The 23,723-nt window shown below is 69.7% G+C and carries 20 protein-coding genes; 17 read left to right on the top strand and 3 right to left on the bottom strand.

Annotated elements, in window-relative coordinates:
- Window positions 1-316: 316 nt before the first annotated feature.
- The 12 genes from ABZS66_RS00100 (at window position 317) to ABZS66_RS00045 (ending at window position 13,165) form a co-directional block, all read left to right on the top strand.
- Window positions 317-2,104 (top strand): hypothetical protein, encoded by a 1,788-nt coding sequence (locus tag ABZS66_RS00100; RefSeq protein WP_354753586.1) that lies wholly within the window; start codon window positions 317-319, stop codon window positions 2,102-2,104.
- Between the two features lie 84 nt (window positions 2,105-2,188).
- Window positions 2,189-3,685: an SCO6880 family protein gene (locus tag ABZS66_RS00095; RefSeq protein WP_354753585.1), complete on the top strand. Its 1,497-nt coding sequence runs from the start codon at window positions 2,189-2,191 to the stop codon at window positions 3,683-3,685.
- Window positions 3,682-5,295 carry a hypothetical protein gene (locus ABZS66_RS00090; protein WP_354753583.1) on the top strand — a complete coding sequence of 538 codons (1,614 nt, stop codon included), beginning with the start codon at window positions 3,682-3,684 and terminating at the stop codon, window positions 5,293-5,295. The genes ABZS66_RS00095 and ABZS66_RS00090 overlap by 4 nt, the downstream gene beginning before the upstream one ends.
- Window positions 5,295-7,157: a TraM recognition domain-containing protein gene (locus ABZS66_RS00085; RefSeq protein WP_354753581.1), complete on the top strand. Its 1,863-nt coding sequence runs from the start codon at window positions 5,295-5,297 to the stop codon at window positions 7,155-7,157. The genes ABZS66_RS00090 and ABZS66_RS00085 overlap by 1 nt, the downstream gene beginning before the upstream one ends.
- 124 nt (window positions 7,158-7,281) lie before the next feature.
- Window positions 7,282-7,860 carry a hypothetical protein gene (locus ABZS66_RS00080; RefSeq protein ID WP_354753579.1) on the top strand — a complete coding sequence of 193 codons (579 nt, stop codon included), beginning with the start codon at window positions 7,282-7,284 and terminating at the stop codon, window positions 7,858-7,860.
- On the top strand, window positions 7,857-8,276 hold the full coding sequence (locus ABZS66_RS00075) for a hypothetical protein (RefSeq protein WP_354753577.1): 420 nt from the start codon (window positions 7,857-7,859) through the stop codon (window positions 8,274-8,276). Before ABZS66_RS00080 ends, ABZS66_RS00075 begins: the two co-directional genes overlap by 4 nt.
- Complete coding sequence (locus ABZS66_RS00070) at window positions 8,276-8,533, top strand: hypothetical protein (RefSeq protein ID WP_354753576.1); 258 nt, start codon at window positions 8,276-8,278, stop codon at window positions 8,531-8,533. The genes ABZS66_RS00075 and ABZS66_RS00070 overlap by 1 nt, the downstream gene beginning before the upstream one ends.
- A 239-nt stretch (window positions 8,534-8,772) precedes the next feature.
- A complete protein-coding gene (locus tag ABZS66_RS00065) occupies window positions 8,773-9,090 on the top strand; it encodes a hypothetical protein (protein WP_354753574.1) in 318 nt (105 codons plus the stop codon).
- Complete coding sequence (locus ABZS66_RS00060) at window positions 9,087-10,193, top strand: M23 family metallopeptidase (RefSeq protein ID WP_354753573.1); 1,107 nt, start codon at window positions 9,087-9,089, stop codon at window positions 10,191-10,193. Before ABZS66_RS00065 ends, ABZS66_RS00060 begins: the two co-directional genes overlap by 4 nt.
- On the top strand, window positions 10,190-11,602 hold the full coding sequence (locus ABZS66_RS00055; RefSeq protein WP_354753571.1) for an amino acid permease: 1,413 nt from the start codon (window positions 10,190-10,192) through the stop codon (window positions 11,600-11,602). The genes ABZS66_RS00060 and ABZS66_RS00055 overlap by 4 nt, the downstream gene beginning before the upstream one ends.
- Window positions 11,599-12,330, top strand: a complete 732-nt coding sequence (locus tag ABZS66_RS00050) for a hypothetical protein (protein WP_354753569.1) — start codon at window positions 11,599-11,601, stop codon at window positions 12,328-12,330. The genes ABZS66_RS00055 and ABZS66_RS00050 overlap by 4 nt, the downstream gene beginning before the upstream one ends.
- Window positions 12,331-12,484: 154 nt before the next feature.
- Window positions 12,485-13,165, top strand: a complete 681-nt coding sequence (locus tag ABZS66_RS00045; RefSeq protein ID WP_354753568.1) for a hypothetical protein — start codon at window positions 12,485-12,487, stop codon at window positions 13,163-13,165.
- A gap of 272 nt (window positions 13,166-13,437) precedes the next feature.
- On the opposite strand, the gene ABZS66_RS00040 is transcribed toward ABZS66_RS00045, so the two are convergent.
- A complete protein-coding gene (locus tag ABZS66_RS00040) occupies window positions 13,438-13,830 on the bottom strand; it encodes an IS110 family transposase (protein ID WP_354753923.1) in 393 nt (130 codons plus the stop codon).
- Window positions 13,831-13,958: 128 nt separating this feature from the next.
- Between ABZS66_RS00040 and ABZS66_RS00035 the strand changes: the two genes are divergently transcribed.
- On the top strand, window positions 13,959-14,249 hold the full coding sequence (locus ABZS66_RS00035) for a hypothetical protein (protein ID WP_354753566.1): 291 nt from the start codon (window positions 13,959-13,961) through the stop codon (window positions 14,247-14,249).
- A gap of 218 nt (window positions 14,250-14,467) precedes the next feature.
- Here ABZS66_RS00035 and ABZS66_RS00030 read toward each other — a convergent pair whose 3' ends face one another.
- Window positions 14,468-15,241, bottom strand: a complete 774-nt coding sequence (locus tag ABZS66_RS00030) for a hypothetical protein (protein ID WP_354753564.1) — start codon at window positions 15,239-15,241, stop codon at window positions 14,468-14,470.
- Window positions 15,242-15,791: 550 nt separating this feature from the next.
- On the opposite strand from ABZS66_RS00030, the gene ABZS66_RS00025 reads away from it, so the two are divergent.
- The 3 genes from ABZS66_RS00025 to ABZS66_RS00015 all read left to right on the top strand — a co-directional run bounded on the left by ABZS66_RS00025 (window position 15,792) and on the right by ABZS66_RS00015 (window position 22,491).
- Window positions 15,792-16,073: a hypothetical protein gene (locus ABZS66_RS00025; protein WP_354753562.1), complete on the top strand. Its 282-nt coding sequence runs from the start codon at window positions 15,792-15,794 to the stop codon at window positions 16,071-16,073.
- A 190-nt stretch (window positions 16,074-16,263) separates the two neighbouring features.
- Window positions 16,264-17,616 (top strand): hypothetical protein, encoded by a 1,353-nt coding sequence (locus ABZS66_RS00020; RefSeq protein ID WP_354753560.1) that lies wholly within the window; start codon window positions 16,264-16,266, stop codon window positions 17,614-17,616.
- Between the two features lie 99 nt (window positions 17,617-17,715).
- Window positions 17,716-22,491, top strand: a complete 4,776-nt coding sequence (locus ABZS66_RS00015; RefSeq protein ID WP_354753558.1) for a hypothetical protein — start codon at window positions 17,716-17,718, stop codon at window positions 22,489-22,491.
- Between the two features lie 10 nt (window positions 22,492-22,501).
- On the opposite strand, the gene ABZS66_RS00010 is transcribed toward ABZS66_RS00015, so the two are convergent.
- On the bottom strand, window positions 22,502-22,816 hold the full coding sequence (locus ABZS66_RS00010) for a hypothetical protein (RefSeq protein ID WP_354753556.1): 315 nt from the start codon (window positions 22,814-22,816) through the stop codon (window positions 22,502-22,504).
- Between the two features lie 519 nt (window positions 22,817-23,335).
- Here ABZS66_RS00010 and ABZS66_RS00005 point away from each other — a divergent pair.
- A partial coding sequence (locus ABZS66_RS00005; protein WP_354753555.1) for a transposase family protein occupies window positions 23,336-23,723 on the top strand: 388 nt, incomplete at its 3' end.

Raw genomic sequence — 23,723 nt, 5'->3', positions numbered from 1 at the left:
GATGGCGGTCCAGTTCCGGCGGCGTGCCCGGCGATGGGCGCACAGCCTGCTGATCCTGACCGTGCTCGTCTGCGTGCTGCTGATCGCGTCGGGCAGTGCGCGTGCGGTTCCGACCCCGGCACCACCGTCGCCGACCGCGCCGGCACAGGCTCCTGGCGCCTCGGCGTGCGGGGGCGGGGACCTGCCGTCCGACCAGCAGCGGTGGTGTTTCAGCTGGGCCGTTTACACCCCGACCCCGCCGGAACATACAGTTTCGCACTGGACCACGGCCTGCAGCCGGACCAAGAACCCCGCCGAACTCGCCGCCTGCCAGACGGTGTCGTTCGAGCTGGCCGCGCATCCGAAGGAAGGCGCCCGAGCCACCCTCGCCGACGTCCCGGCCGGGAGGACGCCGACGACGGAAATGGTCGGCTGTCGGCAGTTCACGGTCGCTGCCGTCGGGGCTGCCGGAAGGGGCCCGCAGGGTTTCCAGGAGTCGAAAATCTGGGCTGCGAAAGAGAGCCGCTGCGACGCCGTCGCCGAAGCCCTGTTGCCTGCGCTCGGCGCTTCGACGGCCCCGCCGCCACCGCCGGTGAAGCAGGAGTGCGAGCTACTCGACCAGCAGTGCAAGCTCGACAAGGCGGTCGACGAAGCGGTCCAGCGCGGGGTCGACGCCGGCATTCAGGGTGTGATCAGCCTGCTCGTGCAGGGCGCTGCGGTCGTGCTGTCGATGCTGGCCAAGCAGGTGTTTACGCAGACGTCGATCGGCGCGCCGGACGAGTCGTTCTACCTGGTCTACAACTCAACAGCCGGCATCATGCTGATCTTCGTCTTCGTGCTGTTCATCATCTCGGCGATCATCAACACGCTACGGTTCAACGGCGGTCCCGGACCACTGGCGAGCGTCGGCGGTCTGGTCCGAGCGGTGCTGGGCATCACGTTCGCCGGCGGGATCGCCTGGCTGATCGTCACCGCGTGGGACCAGGCGACCAACGCCCTGATCGCGCAGAACGCCGATACAAACTGGGACGCGTCGGTGTGGATCACCGCACTGACAAACCTGTCCGGCGGCGCCGGGACCGGAGCGCTGGCCCTGGTCGGCGGGCTGCTGGCGCTGGTCGGTCTGTTCTTCCTGCTCATCATCATGTTGTTCCGGGGCATGCTGACCACCGCGGCGGCCTTGTTCGGGGCGGTGGCGATGGCCGGGCAGGCGTCGCACGAGACCCGCTCGTGGGGTCGTCGCTGGTTCTGGACCGTCAACGCCCTCGCGATGAGCAAGTTCGCGATCGCCGCACTGTGGATCTACGGCACCCGCGCGGCGTATGAGTCCGACGACGTCACCACCGTGCTGCAGGCGGTGCTGATCATCTGGCTGATGGTGTTCGCGCCGGGCATTCTGCTGCGGCTGACCGCGATCTGGGACGGCTACCTCGCCGACGTCAACGGCCGTGGCTTCGCCACTGCAGCCGCTGCCGGCATCGGTGATCTGCTGGGCCGGGCGGTGGACTCGGCCATGGACGGCCGCTCCGGCGGCAACGGCGCAGGTGACGCGGCCATGGTGATGGACGACAACCTCGCCGATATCGACGACGCCGGCCAGCTGGCGGGCACCGGCGGAGGCGCCGGTGAGACGGCGAGCGAACTGGCCGGCGAGGTCGACCGGAACACCTCAGGCGAGCCGGTCGGGGCCACGAGCGGCGAGGGTGGCCCGGCCGCTGGCGACGACCGGGGCGGCTCACCGAACGCCGAGGAGGCCGAGGCGATCGACGTCAACGCCGCTGGCGCCCGCCACGACGCCGCCGCAACCCGGGATATGTCCCGGGGCACCGGCAGGGCCACCAGCGACCGACATGACGACGGCGGCCACATGAGCGTGCCGGCGGACCCGACCGGCGCCAGCGGCGCCGGTCAGGACCTTGACCTAGGCACCAGCGGTGGCAGCGCTGCCGACCCGGCCGCCGGTGCTGGTACGTCGCAGGGACTGGCGGATGCCCTGTCCGGCGGGTCTGCCGGTGGTGCGGACGGCGCCGGGAGCGCACCGGGTGGCGGCGCGTCGGCCGGTAGTTCCGGCGGGCCCGCCGCTGGCGGAGGCGGTTCGACTGCCGCAGCGGCTGCGGCCATCTGACGGCAGCAGCAGCACACAACCGAGTGAAGTGACGTCGCGATCGTGCCGAGCGCGCAGCGACACGGACGTACGGGGGATAGGCGCATGACGCAGTTCACGCTCCCGCCTCGCTCAACCCGGGGGGCGGTGCTGGGGTTCAGCTGGGGTCAGATCGGCACCGTCGTGGCGGGCCTGATCGTGGCAGTCGTCGCAGTCAACCTGCTCGCCGCTGGGCGGCCGTGGTCGGCGGCAGCGGGGTTCGTGACCGCGGCGATGTTGTTCGTGCTGGCGCTGGTGCGGGTCCGGGGCCGGCGGATCACCGAGTGGCTGCCGGTCATCGCCGGGGCGCTGGTGCAGCGGGCCGTGGGGCAGGACCGCTACCGCGGTGGCGTGTTCGCCAGTGGCGGTGTCGAGCAGCATATGGACCTGCCCGGCCCGGCCGCCGGGTACACGTGGCTGCCCGCGGTCGCCGCAGACGGCGTCACCCAGGTTGGGCTGCTGCTGCACCGCCGGGAACGGACGGTGACCGCCGCGCTGTCCTGTTCGGGCGCCAACTTCATCCTCGCCGACACCGACACCCGGACCCTGCGCCTCGTCGACTGGGCGCGGCTGCTCAACATCCTCGGCACCGAGTACGCCGACCAGGGGCTAGTGCGCTGGTCGGTGACCAGCCGGGCAGTGCCCGACGCCGGGAACCGCGCCGTGCGGTTCCTGCAGCAGCGGGCTATCGACCACACCTGTCTGGCGTACCGGTCCCTCGCCGAGGTGACCGCCGCGGGTTCGGCAATGGCACAGCGGCACGACATCCACCTCGTGGTCGTGTTCGACCTCACTCGGATGTCCGGGCAGATCGCCGAGGCCGGCGGCGGCGACGCGGCGGTCGCCGCAGCGGTCCTGGACAAGCTCCCCGGGATCGCGGCATCGGTCGCCGAGGCCGGGGTGAGCGTGCACGGCTGGCTGACCCCGCGCCGGTACGCGGCGGTGCTGCGCACGCAGTGGGACCCGGCCGAGCAGGAGATCGCCGACGTGCGCACCGACGGCCCCGCCGAGGTGGCGCCGCGGCTGGCTGGGCCGGTCGCGGCGGAGGCGGTCGGCTGGGACACCTACCGCCACGACGCCGGCTACTCCCGCACCCTGTGGGTCGCGGAGATGCCGCGCCAGCCGGTCGGCGCGACCTGGCTCACCCCGCTCTACACCCGCACCACCTGCCGGCGCACCGTCACCCTGACCGCGCAGCCGGTCCCGGCCCAGTTGGCGAACCTGGCCGCGCGCCGCGACCAGGTCGCCCGCGCCGGCGACGCGGTCACGAAGCAGAAGCTGCGGCTGGTGCGCACGGCGCGGGAGGACGAGGAAGCCCGCTCGGTGCGGCAGATCGATCGCGAGCAGGCGCACGGGCATGTCCGCTACCGCTACGCGTTGCTGGTCACCGTCACCGCCGCCACGGTTGAGAACCTCGACCGGGACACCCGGGCGGTCAAACGGATCCTGTCGCGAGCAGGCTGCGACGCCATCGTGCTGTACGGCGAGCAGGACCAGGCGTTCGCCGCCGCTGCCCTGCCGCTCGCCCGGGGGCTCAAGCCGATCAGGGGGTGGGCGGCGTGAGCCGCCGCAGCGGCGGGGTGCGGCGGGAAGGATCACTCGGGGAGCTGGTCCGGCGCGGGGCCGCGGAGCGGGATCTGCGCCGCGCGACACGGCGCCTGCAACGTGAACAGCGAGCCCTGGCAGCGGAGGAGGATCGGCTGACCGGGCTGCCGCCGGTCGGCGCGCGTGGCGGCTACGGTACCGCGGCCGGTCGGGTGGGGTCGCAGCTGAGCCTGCCGCCGCTGACCACCACCTCGGCGCAGCTGTGTTCGGTGTTCCCGTTCGTCGTCGGCGAGGAACTGCCCGTTGACGGGCCGTTCGTCGGCCTCGACGTGTACTCCCGCACTCCGTTCTGCTTCAGCCTGCATGAGTTGTACCGGGCGAAGCTGTTGACTGCGCCGAACATGGTGGTATCCGGCCGGATCGGCACCGCGAAGTCCAGCCTGCTCAAGACCTTGGCCTTCCGGGGCGTGCCGTTCGGGGTTCGCTTCTACGCCGTCGACATCCGCTCCGAATACGCCGAGCTCGCGCGGCTGTGCGGGATCACGCCGGTGCGGATCGGCCCCGGTCTCGGCGTCGCGATCAACCCCCTCGCCGCGATCCGCCGCGACCCGAGCATGGGCGTACCGCAGTGGCTACAGCTGCAACGCTCCCGCCGCCTGTTGCTCCTCGAAGGGCTCCTCGAAATCCAGGTCGGCGAGCGGTTGAGCGAGGCCGAACGCTCACTCATCGAGTACGCCGTCGACGCCGTCACCCGCACCGGCGACGGCACCGACCCCGACCGGCAGCCGACCCCCACACTGTCGGCGGTCCTGCACGCGATGGGCCAGCCCGACCAGTGGCGGCACCGCCTCGACGCCGTCAACTACCCCCTCGACGCGTTCACCACCGACTCCCGCCGGGTCCGCCTCGCGCTGGAACGGCTCATCCGCGGCGCGCTCGGCGGCGTCTTCGACACCGACGGCGGGCGCCAGGCGCGGATCGACTTCGACGCACCCGGTGCCGTGCTGGACCTGCAGGCCATCCGCGCCTCGGACCAGCTCACCGCAATGGCGATGACCTGCGCCCAGAGCTGGCTCGAGGCCGAACTGTCCCGCCCCTCCGCGGGGCCACGGATCTGCATCTACGACGAGTTCACGCTCGTCGCCCGGCACCTCGGCCTCGTGCGCCGCATGCGGGAGCAGACGAAACTGGCCCGCGCGCTGGGCATCGGCAACATCCTCGCCTTCCACCGCTTCAGTGATCTGGCCGCGGTCGGCGGCGCCGACTCCGAGCAAGTCAGGATCGCCCGGGGCCTGATCGAGGACTCCGGCGTCCGGGTGTCCTACGGGCAGGAACCCGGATCGCTGGAGCAGGCCGCCGAGTTCCTCGGCACCAACGACACCGAAACCGACCTGCTCAAGCACCTGCGCCAAGGCGTCGGCCTATGGCGGATCGGCAACCGGTCCATCGTCGTGCGGCACCTGCTGTCCGGCATCGAGCGGGCGATGGTGCACACCGACAGCCGGATGGAGGCCCTGCCCGAAACCGCCACCGAGGACCTAGGTGAACACCGCACCGCCGGGCCCGACGGCCCCGGCCGGCCGGGCTCGGAGGCTGGGGCCGGGACCACGGATCGGCGGGTGGCGTGATGCACCGGCCGCCGCTGTCCGCCCCCGGGCATCACCTGCCCAAGCAGGGCTTCGCCCGCGCCGACGTCATGGTCCGTCTGGCGATGCTCGGCGTCCTGGCCGTGGTGCTGCCGACCCTGACGTGGACGCTGTGGCTGGCCGGCCAGCTCGGCGGCGTCGTCACCCACCTGGCGTGGCCGGACACCCGGCCAGCCGACGCCCCAGGCGTCGCCCTGCGCCTGGCCGGGCATTTGCGTGACCCGGCCGGTGCGTGGCCCGCCGAGGCTCGCGGCGACATGCCGCCCGGTGTCGTGCTCTACCCGATGTGGGCCGGGCTGTTCCTCTACCACGCCGGACTGATCGCCGTGCCCACGCTGGCGGTGGCGCAGCGGGTCCTGCGCCGACGAGGGTTCGCCCGCCGCGGCCAGATCCGGCGCATGCTCAGCGCCCCGGCCGTGCTGGCCCGCGCCGACGTCGTCCGCCCCGGGCTGACCATCCGCGACCGCGACACCCCGGCGCAGCGGGCGGTGAAGGAAGCGCGGCGCCGCGACCCGCTCGAGGTCGCCCGACTGCTCGGCACCGACACCCTCACCGGCGAACCGCTGTACCTGGCCAACGAATACACGTTGTTGGCGGCGGCGGTGGCGCGGTTCGGCGGGAAAACCAGCCGCTGCGTCATCCCGCGGATCCTCGACGCCCGCGGCGCGGTCATCTCCACCTCCACCCGCCTGGACGTCGCCGCCGTCACCTACACCCGGCGCAGCCGGATCGGCCCGACCCACGTGTTCGAGCCGCAGGGCGAGATCCCGATCGACGGCGTCGAGCGGCTGCGCTGGTCACCGATCGACGGCGCCGAGGACCAGATCGTGGCCATGCTGCGCGCCTCCGGCTTCGCCAGCGGTTCCGGCGTCGGACAGGACTCCGTCGAAAACGGAAAATACTTCCAGGACCAGGCGGCGTCGCTGATCCGCGGGTTGCTGCACGCCGCGGCGATCGACGGCACCGCCACCATGGTCGACGTCCTCGCCTGGTCGCAGAACCCTGCCGACGCCCGGCCGGAGCGGATCCTGCGCCACCACGGCGTGCACGCGTGGGCCGACCGGCTCGCCCGGCACCGCGAGACGACCGGCCGGGCCCGCGACACCATCCAGTCCGTCATGTCCGGCGCCCTGGACGCGTTCAACGACCCCCGGGTGCTGAGGGCCTGCTCACCGCCACGCGGTCAGCGGTTCAACGTACTGGACTGGTTGGCCGCCTCCGGCACGATCTACCTGGTCGGCACCCGCGACGCCCAGGCACTCATCGCCCCGCTGCTCGGCGCCGTCTCCGAAGACCTGCTCTACCAGGCCAAACGTGCCGCGCTGACCGCGGCGGGCGGTCGGATCGAACCGACGCTGTACTTCGTCGGCGACGAGATCGCCAACGTCGCACCGATCCAGTCGCTGCCGTCGCTGATGACCGAGGGCGGGGGTTCCGGCATCGCCATCGACATCTTCACCCAGAACACTCAGCAACTGACCGAACGCTGGGGCGACAAAGCCGGCCGGGCGATCGACGCCTCCGCCAACTGCCGGCTGATCATCGGCGGCTCTACCGACGTGCAGGGGCTGCGCGACGCCCAGGCCCTTGCCGGGCAAGTCCTCGAAGTCTCCTCCGGGCACTCCTGGGGCGGCGGCCGGGCCAGCGTGTCCGAGAACGTCCGCCGGGAACACCTCGTCGATCTCGCCGACCTACGCACCCTGCCCGAAGGCCGAGCCCTGGCATTCATCGGCAACCTGCCACCGGTCGAGTTCACCATGCCCGCCTGGTGGCAGCGCCCCGACGGCGACGAACTCACCGCCGACCGCGACGCCTTCCAGCGCCGCATCACGAAGGCAGCCTGACATGCCCGATGACCTGCCTGACGCGCCAACCACCCCGCAGAGCGGCCCTGCGGCGGCGCCTCCCGGCGATGCCACCGCACGGGCGGGTATCACCGCTGGCGACGGTGATGGCGCCGGGGAAACGGTGCCGCCGGAGCTGGAGGCGGTTGCACTCCTCAGCTCGGGCCTTGCCGAACTCACCACCACCGTCGGCGACCTCGCCGAATCCCACTTCGCGCTGCGTGAGCAGGTCCAGGCCGTTGTCGAGCGGCTCCGGCCCGGCCCGGCCGGGCCGGACCCGGCCGATCTGCGCTGGCGGCTGCTGGACCGGCCAACGGCCTCCCAGGTGTGGATCTGGCTCATCGACTGGGTCGACTGGGCCGTCGACCGCTTCACGTTGACCGAGGAGATCCCGGCCTGCTGGCCCACCCACCCACCACTGGTGGAGGAACTCACCGCGCTCGCCGCGGCGTGGCACCTCGCCTACGACCCCCGCGCCGCCGCCGACGCACCGCTGCGCTGGCTCGAAGCCCTGGCCCGCGCCAGGACCCGGCTGCGCGAGTGGGACGACGCCACCCGCTGCCGCAACGGCGAGCACCACCCCCGCCGCGTCGACCTTACCTGGCCTGCCAACTGGCGCGACCAGGCCCTCGACACCGCCGAACGCGACCTCACCGGCCGGGCCATTCCCGGCCCGACCGCGGACGCAGGTGCACCGTCATGAGCACCCGACCCGCGCAGATCACCACCACCTACGGCTGGGCCGAAGCACTCGACGGCATCCGCGCCACCCGCGCCGCGATCACCGACATCCGCGCCTGGATCACCGCCCGGATCGAGCACTACCAGGACCTGCGCGACAGCGACCAGCCCGCCGAGGCGGGCACCGAACTCGAGAAAGGCGCCAACGCCATGACCGACGACACCACCACGAGCAGCGCGAACACCGAGGCTGCGAACACCGAGGCCGCGGACACCGACGCCGCGGACGACGAGGAGCAGCGCCGCCGCGACGACATCGCCGTCGAGGACCAGGAACGCCAGCAGCACGACGTGCACGCCGACGGCGTCCACGATGGCGACTACGACCCGGAGCCCGGCGACGGCGGGCGCGCCGACCTCGAACTGGAGGAAGGCTGATGCGCACCATCGCCCCGCCCGCCGCCGCACCTGCCCCCGACACCGGCTACCAGGCGCTGCTCGACCAGCTCACCGCCGCCGTCGACCAGCTCCGCAGCCAGGTCGCCCTCGCCCGGCACACCGACCCCGGCCAGCGGCGCACCGTGCTCGCCGCCCTCGCCGGCCACCTGCACGCCGCCGGCGCCCAACTGCACCAGCAACTGCTTCGCGTGGACGACGGCTGGCCGCCACTCCCGGCGGAGGACGAGGCACCATGAGCGGGCCCTGGACCCTCCGACGCCGCCAGCCTGCAGGCGTCATGGCGGCGCAGGTTGCGGGCGCTGTCCTGGCCGCCGGGGCGCTCATTGCCGGCCTTGCAGGGTGCGCCCCCGGCCGTCCGGTTGGCGCGCCGGCGCCAACGTCACCATCGGCCACGACCGTATCCGCTGCCGGCGGTTCGGACGCGGCCGGTCACGATGTTGATGTCGACGGAGAGGTCGCCGGGCCGACCGCGACCATGACCGTCACACCGCAGGCCATTCAGGCGGCGGTCGCGTTCGTCACCGCCTGGGCCCGTCCGGACCTGGACCAGCTAGCCTGGCTGGCCGGCGTGATCGCCTTCGCGATGCCTGAGTACGCGGCTGTGCTGGCCAGCGTCGACCCGGCCAACGTGCCCGCCCACCGGGTCACCGGCCTGGCCACGCCGCGCACCGCCACCGCCGACGCCGCCGAGGTCGACGTGCCCACCGACACCGGCCCGATCCGAGTCGCGCTCGTGCTGCGCGACGGCCGGTGGGTCGTCGCCGACCTTCACCCGGCCGAGGACACGCCATGAGGCGCCCCATCACACTGTGGCTGGCCGTCGCTGCGACGTCGGCGCTGCTGTGCTGCGGCCTCACCATCGGGTCGTCGTTGGGCGGCAGCGACCCGGCCTACGCCTGCGGTCCGTCCGGCGGCAGCGGTACGCCGGCGTCAATCCGCGTCGACGACTTCGAATCGGTCGGTGTGTGGAAGCCGGCACAGGTCGCCAACGCGGCGATCATCGTCGGGGTTCGCGCAGACACGGGCGTTCCGCCGCGCGGGTGGCTGATCGCGGTCGCGACCGCCATGGTCGAGTCGTCGCTCGTCAACTCCAGTACGGTCACCGACCACGACAGCGTCGGGCTGTTCCAGCAACGGCCCAGCCAGGGCTGGGGCACCCCAGCCCAGCTCGTCGACCCCGTCTACGCGTCCAAGAAGTTCTACGAGGCGCTGCTGCGCGTCAACGGCTGGCAGACCATGCCGCTCACCGAAGCGGCACAGGCAGTGCAACGCTCGGCCTACCCGACCCGGTACGCGGCGAAGGAGCGCGACGCCGAACAGGTCGTCGCCTACGTCACCCAGCACCAGTCAATCACCGAGCTGCCCGGCGCCTCGTTGGCCGGCTGCGCCGGCCCCGCAGACGTGGGCTCCTCGGGCTGGACCAAGCCGGTCGAGGCCAAGGTCGGCTCCGGATTCGGGATGCGCGACGGACGCCTGCACGCCGGGGTCGACCTCATCGCTCCCCGATACACGATCATCCGGGCCGCGTCCGCCGGGACCGTGGTCTGGGTCGCCTGCGACCCATCCACCGGAAACTGCGACGTCGACGGAAGCCCATCGAAGAAGGGGTGCGGTTGGTACGTCGACATCCAGCACCCCGGAGGTGTCGCGACCCGCTACTGCCACATGGTCCGCCGACCCGACGTCATCGACGGCCAGCAGGTCACCGCCGGGCAGCCGATCGGCCTGGTCGGCACCTCCGGGCACTCTTCCGGCACACATTTGCACTACGAGGTCCATACCGGCGTGGCCTGTGACAGCAGCCGATGCCACCTGACACCGCAGAACGCCACGGATCCCGTGCCATTCATGCGCGGCGTGGGGGTAAGTCTCGGCGAGAGCGTCGTCGACCAATGACTCGGCTGGACCAGACTGGCCGGGCCCGGATCGGGTTCGCCCACGCGGCCGCCCTGTACGTCGGGGCTCTGCTGGGCCCGGGAGTGCTCACCCTCCCGGCGCTCGCTGCCGCCATCGCCGGGCCTGGTTCTCTGCTGGCCTGGGCTGTCCTCGTCGCGGCGAGCATCCCGCTCGCCGGGACGTTCACCGGCCTCGCGGTGCGCTACCCGGGTAGCGGCGGTGTGTCCGCGTTCGCGGCCCGCGCCTACGGCCCGCGGGCGTTCGCGGTCATCGGCTGGTGGTTCTTCGCCGCTACCCCGATCGCTGTCTACGTCGCCGCCCGAATCGGCGGGCAATACGTCGCCGCCGCGGTCGGCGGCGGCCAGCCGGTTGCCGTCGGCGTGACAGCGGCGATCGTCGCCGTAGTGTTCGCTGCCAACCTGCGAGGGTTGCGGGCCTCGGGCCGGGTGCAGCTGATCGTCATCGGCAGCCTCATCGCGCTGCTCGGCACCGCTACGCTCACCGCCGCCCGCCATCTCGATTCCGGCAACTTCACCCCGCTGCTACCGGGCGGGCCGGTCCCCGTGGCGCACGCTGCGGTGACCCTGTTCATCGCGTTCGCCGGCTGGGAGGCCGCCGCCCACCTCACCGACGGTGTCGCCGACCCGCGCCGCACCCTGCCAAGGGTCGCGGCGGCGACGGTGGCGATCGTCGGCGCCCTCTACCTCGGCGTCGCCGCCGTCACCGTCGGCGTGCTGGGCACCGACGTGACCACCACGCACGCCCCGCTGATCGCTCTGCTGCGGCATGGCGTGGGCCCGGCCGCAGCGCCGCTCGCCGCGCTCGTGGCGCTGTTGCTCACCGGCGGCGCAGCCAACACCTTCCTCGCCGGCTCCACCCGCCTCGGCATCGCCCTCGCCGAACGCGGCGCCCTCCCGGCCCGCATCGTACGCGGCGGCCACCGCAGCAGCCTCGCCGTCCAGGCCGCACTGACCGCTGGCGTAGCCGCCGGGTCGGCGGCACTGCACATCGAACTAGCGGACCTGCTGCGCACCGTGTCGGTGCTGCTCGCGGCAGTCACGGTCGCCGGGACCAGCGCCGGCATCCTGCTGCTGCCGGCCGGTCGGCGGTGGATCGCCGCCGTGACCGCCACTGTCGTCACCGCCGCCGTGCTCGGCGCCGCCGGGCCACTCCTGGCCGTGCCCGCGCTGCTCGGGGTCCTGGCAGTGGCCTGGCCGCACTTCACCCGGCGCCCAACCCGCGCGGCCGAGCGGACCGTCCTCATGCCGGCCTCGGCAGCGACCGCACCAGCACTGCCGCTGGACGGCACTGCGCTCGTGCCATGGCGGCGGCGCCCGCCGCACCGCAGCCGCCGCCGCAAACCCCGCCGCCGCCACGCCCGTTCGCCGGTGACCTGGAGCCGGCGATGACTACCGGCCAGGCGTGGCCGGTGACGCCGGAACCCGGACACCTCGCCGAACTGCCGCTCGCCGCGCCGCTGGTCCTGCTCGACGCGCTCGGCTACCGCGGCGACGACCAGCACGTCGCCATCCACGTCGGTCCGCGCGGTGCAGTCCACCTCGACGACGGCGCCAGCCGCGACGACGGCGACCTCCTCGCCTGGCACCGATTCACCACCCACCCCGCCACCGCACCCCTACACGGCTACAACCTCGGCGGTAACGGCCAGCACGCGGACGTGTGGCTCCTCATCGACCGGGACACCAACCAGCTCAGCATCGGCCACCCCGCCGACATCACCAAGATCCTCGACGCGCAGCCACACACCCGCGACCGGCTGACCGGCAACCTCGCCCCCAGCCGTGCACACAGCGGCATCGTGCACCCGGAGCTCAGAGCTGCCCGGGCACCCACCGGCCCCGACTGGGCCGCCCAGGCCAGCCGTACCGGCTACCTGCTGGACGCCATCACTCGCGGACTCGACCAGGTCCACGCGGCCACACTCGTCGACGACATCACCGCGCTAGCCACGCAGGTCAGCGACCAAATCAGCGCCACACCCACCCCGCCGGTCACGCACGACGCCGAGACACCCGCCCGGGATCAGGCCACCTCGGCACTGACACTGCCAGCCGCCGAGCCGGAAACCGCCGCCGCAGACGCCGACGTTGCAGCGTACGAGGTCGACCTACCGTGACCACCGCACCGGACCGACGACGTCCAACCGGTCAGAGGTTTCCAGCACCGGGCGTCTGGCGGTTACGGTGACAGCGCCCGTGTGGCCCGCGCACCCGCAGCCTGGCCATCCAGTCGAAATCCCGTTGCGGGCACCCACGACAATGCTGAGCGCGATGAACTACCTCGGCGACTCGCAGTTCGTCGCGCTCTACCAGAATCGCTCCGCTGGCGTGGTCAACGACGGCGTCATCACCGAAGACGCCGACGCGTACGGCTGGCGCCTGTTCCGCGGCCACGCCCTCGTTCGCCAACTTCTGCGCGGCTACCACCTCGGCACCGATCAGGAGCTCGCGCAGCACTGGCTGGTCGTCGATCAGCTCACCGGCCGCCTCACGGCCACCCTGCCCGACGACGCCAACGCGCTGCTGGCCAGCCAGCCACGTACCCGAGAGGCTCTCATTGGCGACATGAGCCCACACGACGCCACCCGCTACCTCGAAGTCCTCGCCGAGGTGACCGAAGCCAGCTCAGACAGCTGGATGGATTATGCGCGGGCTCTGCGCATCGCGCAGCGCACGATGCTGCACGACCTCGACGTTGAGCTGGGCGAGCGCCTCCTCAGGCAAATCCGCGGGCTTGGCACTTCAATCAGCGATGCGACCCGCCGACCTGAACGGGGCCAGCCCGCCGACCGGCCGCGATGGTCGGACCTGGACCTAAAGCCGTCAGCAGACTGGGCACCCGGACTAGGTCGCACAGGTATGCCCCACTCTCAGCCCAGCGAGATGCCGCCGGAAGCGATGCCTCCGCCAGAGCCCGATGCAGAACCAGGTCCGGATCCGGACCTCACCTGACAACCGTGGGTCGCCATGGACGGTTGGGCGGAACCCGGGGTGGCGAGGGGCACCGGCAGCGCCACAAGGGTCGCTCGCCCTCAACCCGTTCGGAGATGTCGCCTTACGGTGCGTCCCGTCGTCGGCGTGTTGCTCGGACGGGCGCGGCCGACAGCGCTGATGGTCAGCCGTTGGGGCGGACAGGGGCAGCCGGGGCTCGTTCCCGCGTCAGAGCTCCGCAGGTGCGGGCGTCGGGGATGACTCAGAGGTATCCCGGCTGCCGCCTGCCCGCCTCACCGGTCCGGGTTACGTGGCGGGAAGGCGCGGTGTTCGTCGTAGAGTTCGCCGTGGGCGAGGCAATGGTGCAGGCCGGACAGCAGCCGTTGGGTGACGCGGCGCAGCGCGCCGACATAGGTGTCGCCGGCGTCGCGGCGGTGCTGGTAGAGCTGGTACGCGCCGGGTGATTTGGTGAGCGCGCTGAACGCCCACCGACGGCACGCCTCCTTCAGCGTGCGGTTGCAGATGCGCCGATGGGCGACAATCCGGCTGGCTCCGCTCTCCCAGGTCAGCGGAGCCAGCCCGGCGTAGGCGCACAGCCAGGCCGCGGTCCGGAACCGGCTCGGGTCGTCGCCGATCTGGGCGAGCATCCGGGTGCCGGTCAGCGGCCCGCACCCGGGAAACGACAGGAACGTCTTGGCGTCGGGATGCTCTTCGAATCGGGCGACGAGTTCGTCGATGAGCTGATCGCTGGCACAAACCCGGCCGCACCCGTCACGGCAACCGATGGCTCACCGGCGCCCTGAGCACTGCGGCGATGGCCGCGGTCAGGACCAAGGACACCACCTTCATTGGCGCCACTTACCGCCGCCTGGCCGGCCGTGTCGGCAGACTCAAGGCCCTCGTCGCGGCCGAACACACGACCATCACCGCCGTGTGGCACGTACTGTCCGCGACCACCGAGTACCACGACCTCGGCGGCGACCACCATCTGCGACGCGACCCTGATCGCGCCCGGCACCGAGCCATCCGGGCCCTCAACCAGCTCGGCTACACCGGTCACCCTCAACCCCATTCAAGGAGCGGCGTAACCGGTCTCAGGATTTGATTTTCGATGGAGTGCGGGCTCCATGAGGAACGCTGATGTCCGAGTCGTGGATCCCGGACGCAGTCATCGTGCCACACCGGCGCCGCATCCGGCACCCGGCTGTCGTGTCCCGAGTGATTCGCACCGTGACGGCGCGCTGGCCAGGAGCGGAGCGGAACACGCGTGCGACCTCACGGCCAGCGAAGGGCTTGACCGGACGACGCAGGAACAAGATCTTGCTAAGGCTGTAGGCCGAATCGGTCGAGGAGGTAGCGGATCGCGGCCGTTATGGCTTGCGTCCGGAAATGCGCTTCGCCAGCGGGGGACGTACCCGGGTGCGGACCGTTGGTGTGCACGATCCGCCACAGCCCACGAACGTACTCGCCGCCATCGTCCAGCGGCAAATGCCCACCATCAATGAGGAAACGGATGGCCTGCCACCCCCCGCCATGGCCGCTCCGGACGTATCCCCGCTGGTTGGCCAGATGAGTGACGACGCCCTCAAACGTCGCGCGCAACTGCGAGTTCGCCGCCTCCGAATGTCCGTCTACCAGGTTGTCCACCGCCTGGCGGTAGTGCTTCCTCGCCGTAGTCATGCCGAGCAGTTCGAGGTCCTCCTCCAGCGCCGCAATCAATTCGCTGAGCGGCGCACGCGGTTCGTCCAGTGGAAGCAAACGCGCCTCCCCGTCGGTCACACGGAGGTCAAAGCCGCCTGACCGCGCTGCCTCCTGCAAGCGCGCCCGCTCATCATCGGCGCACCGCTCGGCGACTAACCCGATGAACTCCTGCAGGCCCTTCGCGACCTCTGCGTCACCTTTCTCGGCGGCCGTCACCGCGCCGCGTATCGTGGCCGCAATCAACTCGGTCTTCGCGTAGCGCTGGGCGCCGGAACGCGGCGGCGGCATGAACTGCCGCAGTCCGCAGCGGACGAACCGGATCTCAAGGTCGGCGGCCGAATAGACAGGCGCAAACTCGGCCGCCTGACCGACAGCTCGGGCAAGCGTGAACGTCACCGATGCATCTTCGCACGCGCCCGCCGGATGACCAGCGGATTAACCGCGCACGCTAGCCCACACTCACGGATGGCCTTCGGCCGGTGAACGCAGCTGATCACCGGCCCAGGACAGTTCGTTTCCGCGCCTGTCCCGACGTCGGCGCCCTCGCCCAGATCGGCGTGGCGTCTGGCAGACATGGACGATATGTTCTGGGGCTGCGCGTACCTCGCTGCGGCGGAGTACCGGCTCTCCATCCGGGCGCAGGAGGACACTCCATGCCTGAGTTCACGATCGAACACCACGGCGTCGGTTCCCTTCCACCGGCTCGGCGAGCAGGGTTCGATTCACGGCAACTGTCGACGGCGAGCCGGCCGCCACCGCGGAAGTTTCGATCACCTCCGAGGCGTGGCTCCACGCGCCCACGGTGCTCGGGCGAACCAGCAGAGTGCCCGGCCGTCCTGCGGAACTCGTCCACGATGCGATCATCCGGTTCGGGCTGCGTGAGCTCGAAGCGCTGCTCCGTGACGTGTAACAGACGGCTTCGCCAGCCACCACCTTCGGCCGCGAATTGTCCTTCGACGACGTCGATCAGCTGCTCGCGCTGCTCAAGGGAAGGAGTGTGACTACCGGGTGCGGCAGCGCCGTGACCTGTTCTGCCCGGCTGCCGCACCCAGCGACCGCGCCGGACCGGGCCTTCGACTGGGTCGAACCCGGCGAACTCATCGTGCGCCGCATCGGAGCTGCCGACAGCACGCCCGGCGTCCGCGCCACGATCGCCGGACGCGACCTTCTCGTGTATGACGCGCGCCTGCCGGCATGCAGGCGCCTCGCCTGGACGGCAGACCGATAAGAGTCGCGCGCCATGTCGTTTGCGTACCGTGCCTGGCCAGTCACTAGGTGTACCCGCCGCTCTTTGATCGCGAACCCGGCTCGCTCCCACAGCCGCGTGGAGACGGTCCAGAGAAATGCCGTGCAGCTCAGGCCAGAATCGGCCATCGTAATGTCAGGCTGATGCCGGTGGTTGGTTGGAGGGATACGTGATGGCGTTCGAAGGAACCAGCGACCTGCGGGTGTCGCTGGCGACCCTGGTTCGACAGATGCTTGAGAATCTGGCCCAGGTCGACGGCATCCCCGCCTTCGGGAACCAGCCTGACTTCGAGCGGTGGACGCGGGTCGGTCAAGAGCGGTTTCTTGCGCTGCGTCAAGGTGCGTGGCAACCGCCCGCGTTTGCTACGCAGATCCGGTGGATCGAATCGTTCCCGGCGATGGTTTCGGTCCGTTCCGCCATCGCGGATCATCCTGTCCTGCGGGAGCGGGTTGACCGATGCGTTGGCGTTGAATTTGCACGCCATGGCCGACCGCTAGTTCCGTTGATCTACGAGCACATGCTTGTTCCGATCGTCACCGCCCAGCGTGGATACGCGTTCGACGAGAGGATCTTCGATCAGCACTTCGTACGGCTCGAACACGGTCTGTTGGATGAGAAGGCGCACCTCGTTCAGTTTGTCCCGTTCAACGCGCTGCTCGTCACCTCGGACGTGGAGTCCGTGGACCTCGGTGACGGCTACGTCCTGCAACCGCTGACAGACAGACAACTCAGCGCGGCAATCGGCTATCACGCCGTGCCAGCAATTTTTGCTGGAGGGACGAACAGCGTGGAGGTGGGCCGGGCGCATCAATGGGGCCTAACCTTCGCATCGGCCTATCCGATCGTGAGCGAGTCGCCCGAGGCTCCGCGGGCGGCGGATGTGGAGCTGCCGACGGCGAACGCTGGCCGTCTGGCCTCGGCGTTGCGGCTGGTCTGCGGAGGTTCGGTTGTGGCGACCCGACTGCTGCATCTCCAACACGATGACGACTTCCCGCTTCTTCCCGGGCTCGGCGCAGTGCTGTCAGATGTACCGGCCGCCGACTACGCGCGTCCTACGCTGTTGACCGCTGCCGCCGTGACCGAGGTTCGGCTGCGGTACGAGCAGCTTGGCCGCCCAGCTGTCGTCAGCGACCGGAGCCTGCAGATGGCGCTGCGACGTTTTGTCCAGGCCGGCTCACAGCATCTGGCGGTTGAACGGATCACGGACCTCATGACCTGCGCGGAGATCGTCCTGCTGGTTCGGAACCAGATCCAGGTTCAGGGTAAAGGAGCACGCATCGCGGCGGAGGCCGAGGCGCTGTTGTCAGCCGCCGCACCGCCTGGATGGATGCCGGGGCACGTGCGCGACTTCATGGTGGCGACTTATCGGATCAGAAACGCGGCGATGCATGGCGAAGACCTCCACGGGCGCACGTTCGTCCGCCTCGACGGCTCATCCTGTACGGCGTTGGACGCAGTTGCAGACGATGCGACAACGATCATGGGTAGGTGCCTGTCGAAGGTGCTCGACATCGTCGCTCAATGATCTCTGCGTGGTTCGTCGCAGGGCCCCAGCGGGCTCGCAGCTGGTGGCTGACGCCCGGCGCCTATAGTGGCTCGGTCTGTTGACAGCAGAGAGGGCTGCATGAACGAACAAGCGCCCGACTCGGAGCCGGTACAGCCCAATGCCCATCGGGCAACCTCGGCGGGTGGCGGCATCGCAGGCAAGCTTGGCGACCGCTACGAGGCACGGTGGACCGTTCTGCGGGGCGTGTTGCCGGTGTTGCGGGGCGAGTTTGCGGCGCTCATCGTGGAAGATCCGGAGTCGGCGCAGGCGAAGGTCGAGTTCCGGCTGACCGGCGGTACCAACGGAGCGCCGGACGAAGGCCATCAGTGCAAGCGCACGCACTCGACGTCGTGGACGGTGAAAGCACTCAAAGGTGAAGGCTTCATCCAAGCCGCCGCCGACATGGCCGATGCCGGCAAGCGCGTGGTCTTCGTGTCGTCCAAGTCATCCGTCCTCGAAACCATGATTGAGAAGGCCGAGCGGTTCTCCGACACAGCAGCCTGGGTCAAGGACCTCAACGGTGACGAGGAGTTGTCGGCGCTGAGCCAACTCGAGGCGGAATGGCGGGACACGGCCGAGGTTCATCGCCGCCTCGTGAACATCGCAATCGAACAAATCTCCGACAAGACGCTCGGATACACTCTCCGCGCCCAACTAGCGGACGCGATCACAGGCGATGCCGACGCCGTCTTCGGTGTCCTCCGCGGCTACATCGAGGATCGCTTCGGTCAACCGATGACCGCCAATGACATCTGGGCGTTCCTACGAGAGAAGGGACGCGAGCCGGCCAAGGGCTTCAACGCCGCGATGTCGGAACGCGTCCGCGAGGCGACACAGACCTACGTCGAGAACGTGCTGGAGGCCGCCCCTGAGGCCATGCGATCTCTATCGCGGCCCGAGCTCGGACAGATCATCCAGCGTCTCCGCGACCTTGAAGACCAGTCGGTGCTGGTGATCACGGGGCGTCCAGGTGCAGGGAAGTCGTTCATAGCCGCCGGTATCTGCCAAGCCCTCGGCAGCACGGGGGTGACGGTCGGCGTGCTGCGTCTTGACCTCGCGCAGCCGGCGGCGACGGCCGTCGAACTCGGTTCACAGCCAGCGATGCGCTTCGGCGGCTCACCTGCTGAGGTTCTTGCCCGCGCGAGCGGTAGCAAGGCAGCGGTCCTGATTATCGACCAGGCGGAGGCCGCGTCGCTGCTCTCGGGGCGAGGCCACGCGGTGGTGGAGGCGCTGCGGGACACTCTTCGGGGTGCTCGAGCCACGCCGGCGATGAAGGTATTGGTCACGTGCCGCACCGAGGACCTGCGATTCGACGGCCAGCTCCGGAGCATCCTCGGCATCGAAGATCCAGCACAACCGAGCGACTCCCTCTTTGCTCTCGGCGACCTCGGGGCAGATGAAGTCGATCAGGTCATTTCGGCGGTCGGCATGTCGTCGTCGGTTCCTGCTCCGCTGCGTCGCCTCATGGCCAACCCGTTCAACCTGTCGCTGTTCGTACAAATCTGCGCAACGCCTAAGGAGGCGAGGCTTCGAGCGCTCGCATCGGTCCGGACCCGCCTGGACCTGCTTCGGGCGTACGACCTGCACGTTGCTGCCAGAGTCCGACGAACTCTCGGCCCGAACGTCTTCACGCACACGATGTTTAGATTGGCCGATGAAATGAGCCGCCGTGGAACCTTGTCGGTTCCGCGGTCCTTCATGGCCGCCGATGCAGACACCGTCGACGCCCTCGTGCACGAGGGCGTCCTGGTGCACGAGGGGCCGCGGCTCCGCTTCTTCCACGAGGCGCTGTTCGACTACTATGCGGCGGCGGCGCTCCGCTCCCGCGGAACCTCAGTAACCGACTTGCTTGCGGCGGGTCCGCAGGAACTGCTGCGGCGTGGGCAGGTGCGCGCCGTGCTGGCGCTCGATCGGGATGAGGGCATCTCGACGACATATCTCAGTGACCTTGCCGGGACTGCCAACCGCGGCGTTGCCCGGTCTCACATCCGGGCGGCGGTGTTCTCGCAGCTCGGCGAGGCTGACGACCTGCACGATGACGAGGCGCAGATCCTGCTGAACATCGCCATCGACCCGCAAGATCCCCTGCAGCTTCGCGCGCAGGACGGCCTGACGGTGCCGTCGGTTGCCGCATATCTGGCAGGCACCGCGGGATTGCTCAACGCCGCTGCTGCGGTGATCGCAGGCGCCACACAACCTTCGGACGACAAGACGACCGCGATCGCGCGGTTGGGTGCCCAGACCTGCGCCACGCTGTTGACACGTGCCGCAGCGCACGAACCGGAGGCGGCAGCGCTCGCTGCAACGACAGTCTGCAGCGACCTCGGCCTCGCCATCCAGTACTCGGCCACGTTTCTGCACCTCATCCATCGTGCTGGCAACAAGGCCACAGGCTCGGCGCTGGGTGATCTCTACCTGGCGCTGACCCGGGCGTTTACGGCTTTGGCGTTGGACGACGAACGGCTGCGAGAAGCGTCGGCAGATGCGGCGCACCGTGCCGCGATGGACGTCGTCACGTACCGGCACCGCACTTGTGCTTGGTTCGTCCGTGAGAGCCAGTTTGCCCTGCTCACAATCAGTCAGCGCACGCCGTTAGAGTCACCACGTGCGATTCGGGGCTGGCTCGATGTCGCCGTCACACTAGACCGACAGCGCGGGGCCAGCGCGCTGTTCGGGGTTGGCTCGGTGCTCGACGGGCCCGCCACAGGACTTCCAGGGTTTGCCCTGGCTGCCGAGCGGACACCGCGACAGTTCCTTGAGTTCGTACTGCCAGTGTTCGTCGACGACTGGCAGCGGGCGTCCTGGACCCTCTCGTGGTTGCCGACTGCCAGCGGGCTCTCGGACGGACTGCGTGACATCGGAGTCAGCCCCGTCCCTACACAAAACACGCTTGAGCACGAGGTCACCGAGGCTCTGAACCGAGCAGCTGAGCTCGCTGGCCAAGCGGAGCCGGAGCGGCTCGTCGACCTCACTGCCGCTCTCGGCGACACCGATCTCCTGCCCGTGCACATGCTCCTGAGCCGCGTGTACGCCACGGCGGGCGAACCATTGCTCGCCAACGCATGCGACTGGTTCTGCCAACCACGTGTGCGTGGGCTGCCTCGTGAAGCTACCCCCGGCTGGGCATGGGGCGCGGTAGCGGCCCGCATCATGAGCGCAGGCAGCCCCGCGCAGCGCAGCCGGGTGAGTGCCCGACTTCGTGACGCCTACGGCGGCATCACTGAAGCTGATCCATCGCTCCGACTGCACCTGGAACGTGAAGAGTTGCAAGTCCTCGCCCTCGTGGCCGACGCGGCGCCGGACGTCATACCGACCGACCTGCGGGACCGTCTCGAGCACCTGCAACGCACCCACGGGCCGGCATCCCCCAAGGTAGAGACGTTCCACGGCCTCCGGAGCCGGAGTACCGACATCGCCGTTTCGGAGGGCCTCGCTGACGAGCAGTGGACTGCGATGGTGATAGCCGAGTCCGAACGCCTCGCGGCGGCAGAGCCGGACCCATTCGAGCCTCGGCTGTGGGCACTGAATACTGGCTTGGCCGAGGCCATCAAGATGGAACCGTCGCGTTTCGCCCGCCTCGCCGCGACCTGGCCAGACACAACACCCTCAGCGATCATCGCCCCCGTCCTGCGCAACCTTGCCGAGCATGGGACGAGCCTGAGCATCGACGGTGTCGCCGCCGCCGTAGCGCTGATCCGGACCTGCTTGCAGCAGCCACCGAGCCAAGAAACTGACGGAGCCATTCTCAACCTCATCGTGGGCATCGCTACACACGAACTGCCCGCTGACATCGTGGCCGCAGTCGTAGCGATCTACGACAGGAATCCACACCCTGAGCCGTGGGCGCCAACGGACCTCGAAACGGCTGGCCTAAACCACCCAAGCGGGTTTGCCGTCTACGCAGCGGGAGCGCTGCTCAACCACCCGCCAGCCGTCCAAGTGCGCCTCGATCAGCTCGGGCCGCTACTTGATCAGGCGGTTGAGAGCGTCCACGCGCCGGTTCGTGTCTGGATGCCGATGGTGTTGGCGGTCCTGCATCCCTCGCTGCCGGACGAGGCAGCAGCGTTTGCGACACGTTGGATCGATCATGCGACGGATCGCGAGTTAACGGCCAGCTTCCTGGATCGTCTGACCTGGCAGCTGGCGCTTACTGCACCGGCTACTGCCGGCACGCTGCTGGCGAGGATGGGAAGATCCGCAGACCCCGGGGGCAGGCAGCGCGCCGGGCAACTTGCCGTCCTCTTCGAGGTGGACGACATCGTTCTGCACACGCCCAGCGGGCATCAGACGGCGCTCGCTGCGGCGCTCGCCGATGACGATGGTCGCGCCGGGGTAGCTGAAGCTCTCGCGCACCGGGTCAACGACCTGCCGTCCGCACGGTACCGCGAGCCTGGGCACGTGCTGATGCCGAGCCAGCGCCTCCTCGTGCAACTCGCGGATGACGAGACGGACCGGGTCCGGCAGGTTGTCATGGACGTGGGCCGACATCTTGACATCACGGTCGCTGGCCTCAACGAGTTGCTGAAGGAACTCACCCAGAGCGCGGCGTTCCGTGCGCATCCAGGAGCGCTGGTCCTGTTCCTTACGAAACATGTGGACGAACTGCCGCCAGCCGCACTGGACATCTGCGAGGCATGGGCAGCGGCATTCGCTGAACGCGCGACGGACACCGCAACCCACGAGGCGGGCGCCGCCTACCAGATCGTGGCGATCGTGCTGGCGCTATACACCAATGCGCTCCCGAACAGTGCAATCCGCAAGCGCTGTTTGGACCTTATCGACCGATTCGTCGAACTTAGGATCGGAGACGTGGAGAACAAGGCCGACGAGGCGATTCACGACCCGCTGCGATAGGCCCGCCGACCTAGAACTGCAAGCCGTCGTCGGCCGATGCGTCGGTTCCGAGAGTGACGGCGGTACGCGCCGAGCCTGCGTCTGCGTGCTCGGGCAAGTCTGTTTCAACGGGCATGGTGTGCGGGCTTGGGCAGGTGTCGTCGAAAGCCCTGACCTTGGCAGTAGCGGCTTTCAGCGCGTTGCGGAGGTTCTCTGCCTTCCGGTCCGCCGCTTGAGCGCGGCGAGCTTGCTCGGCCGCTGCGGCCAGGTCGAGGTACCGCGTGGGCGCGCTTAGCACGTATGCAGCTATCCAGGTCGCGTGCCGGCCTTCGAGCCGGTCGACCACCTCACCGCGTTCCGCGGCGTGTTCCTGTGCCTCGTCCAGACGGGTTTCGAGCTGTTCGACGCGGAGTTCAGCACGTCCCTGGTTTGCTGCGCCGACAGCCTGCTGTTGTTCGATGGCGCTCGCCGGCGCCAGACGGGACCCATGCGGGTGCCGTGTTGCGGAGCCCTTCGGCCGTGGCTTCGGCGGCGGGAAGGCGCTGGCGGAGTTCGTCGACGCGGTGTTCCGCTGCGGCGAAGCGGCGTCGCTGAGTCAGTCAAGTTCAGGACCGGACAGGTCGTGAACATTTGGCTGCACGTCTCGCGTGACATCGATAAGGGAGTCGGGCCGGCCGCCTGTCTTGGGGACGGGTCGTGTGGCTGGCTCCAGGGATTGCCGGATGGCGGCCACGTCTGCGGCGATCTGTTGGGCTTGGTGGAGCAGCCGGGCGGCGAATTCTGCTGGCACTGTCAACGGCGGATTAGAACTGGCTCTGGCACAAAGTGTGTGATCGACTAGTGTTGATCAGTTCGGGTGTCCCTTGTGGAGTTCGCGGCAGCGGTGCTGCCGCATCTGGCGTCGGTGCGGTTGCAGCGGGTGCGGCTGGCCGGCGTTGCTGTCCGGCTCGAGGCCGCGACCACATCGCGGCAGGCGATCTGTCCGACCTGCGGATCGAGCTCCGACCGGGCGCACAGCCGTTACATCCGGCGCCTGACAGACACAGCGATCGGTGGGCGTGAGGTCCGGCTGGATCTCACGGTCCGCCGGTACTTCTGCCAGCAAGTCACCTGTGCGCGGAAGACGTTCGTGGAGCAGGTGCCCCAGGTGACCAGCCGGTACGGCCGGCACACCCAGCTCGCGGCCCAGCTCGTGCAGGCGGTTGCCCTGGCATTGGGCGGCCGGCCCGGGTCGAGGCTGGCCGGCCGGCTCG

Origin of the sequence: Dactylosporangium sp. NPDC005572 (assembly GCF_040605515.1) — a bacterium.
Classification (GTDB): Bacteria; Actinomycetota; Actinomycetes; order Mycobacteriales; family Micromonosporaceae; genus Dactylosporangium.
This window is presented reverse-complemented; position numbering and strand designations above follow the sequence as displayed.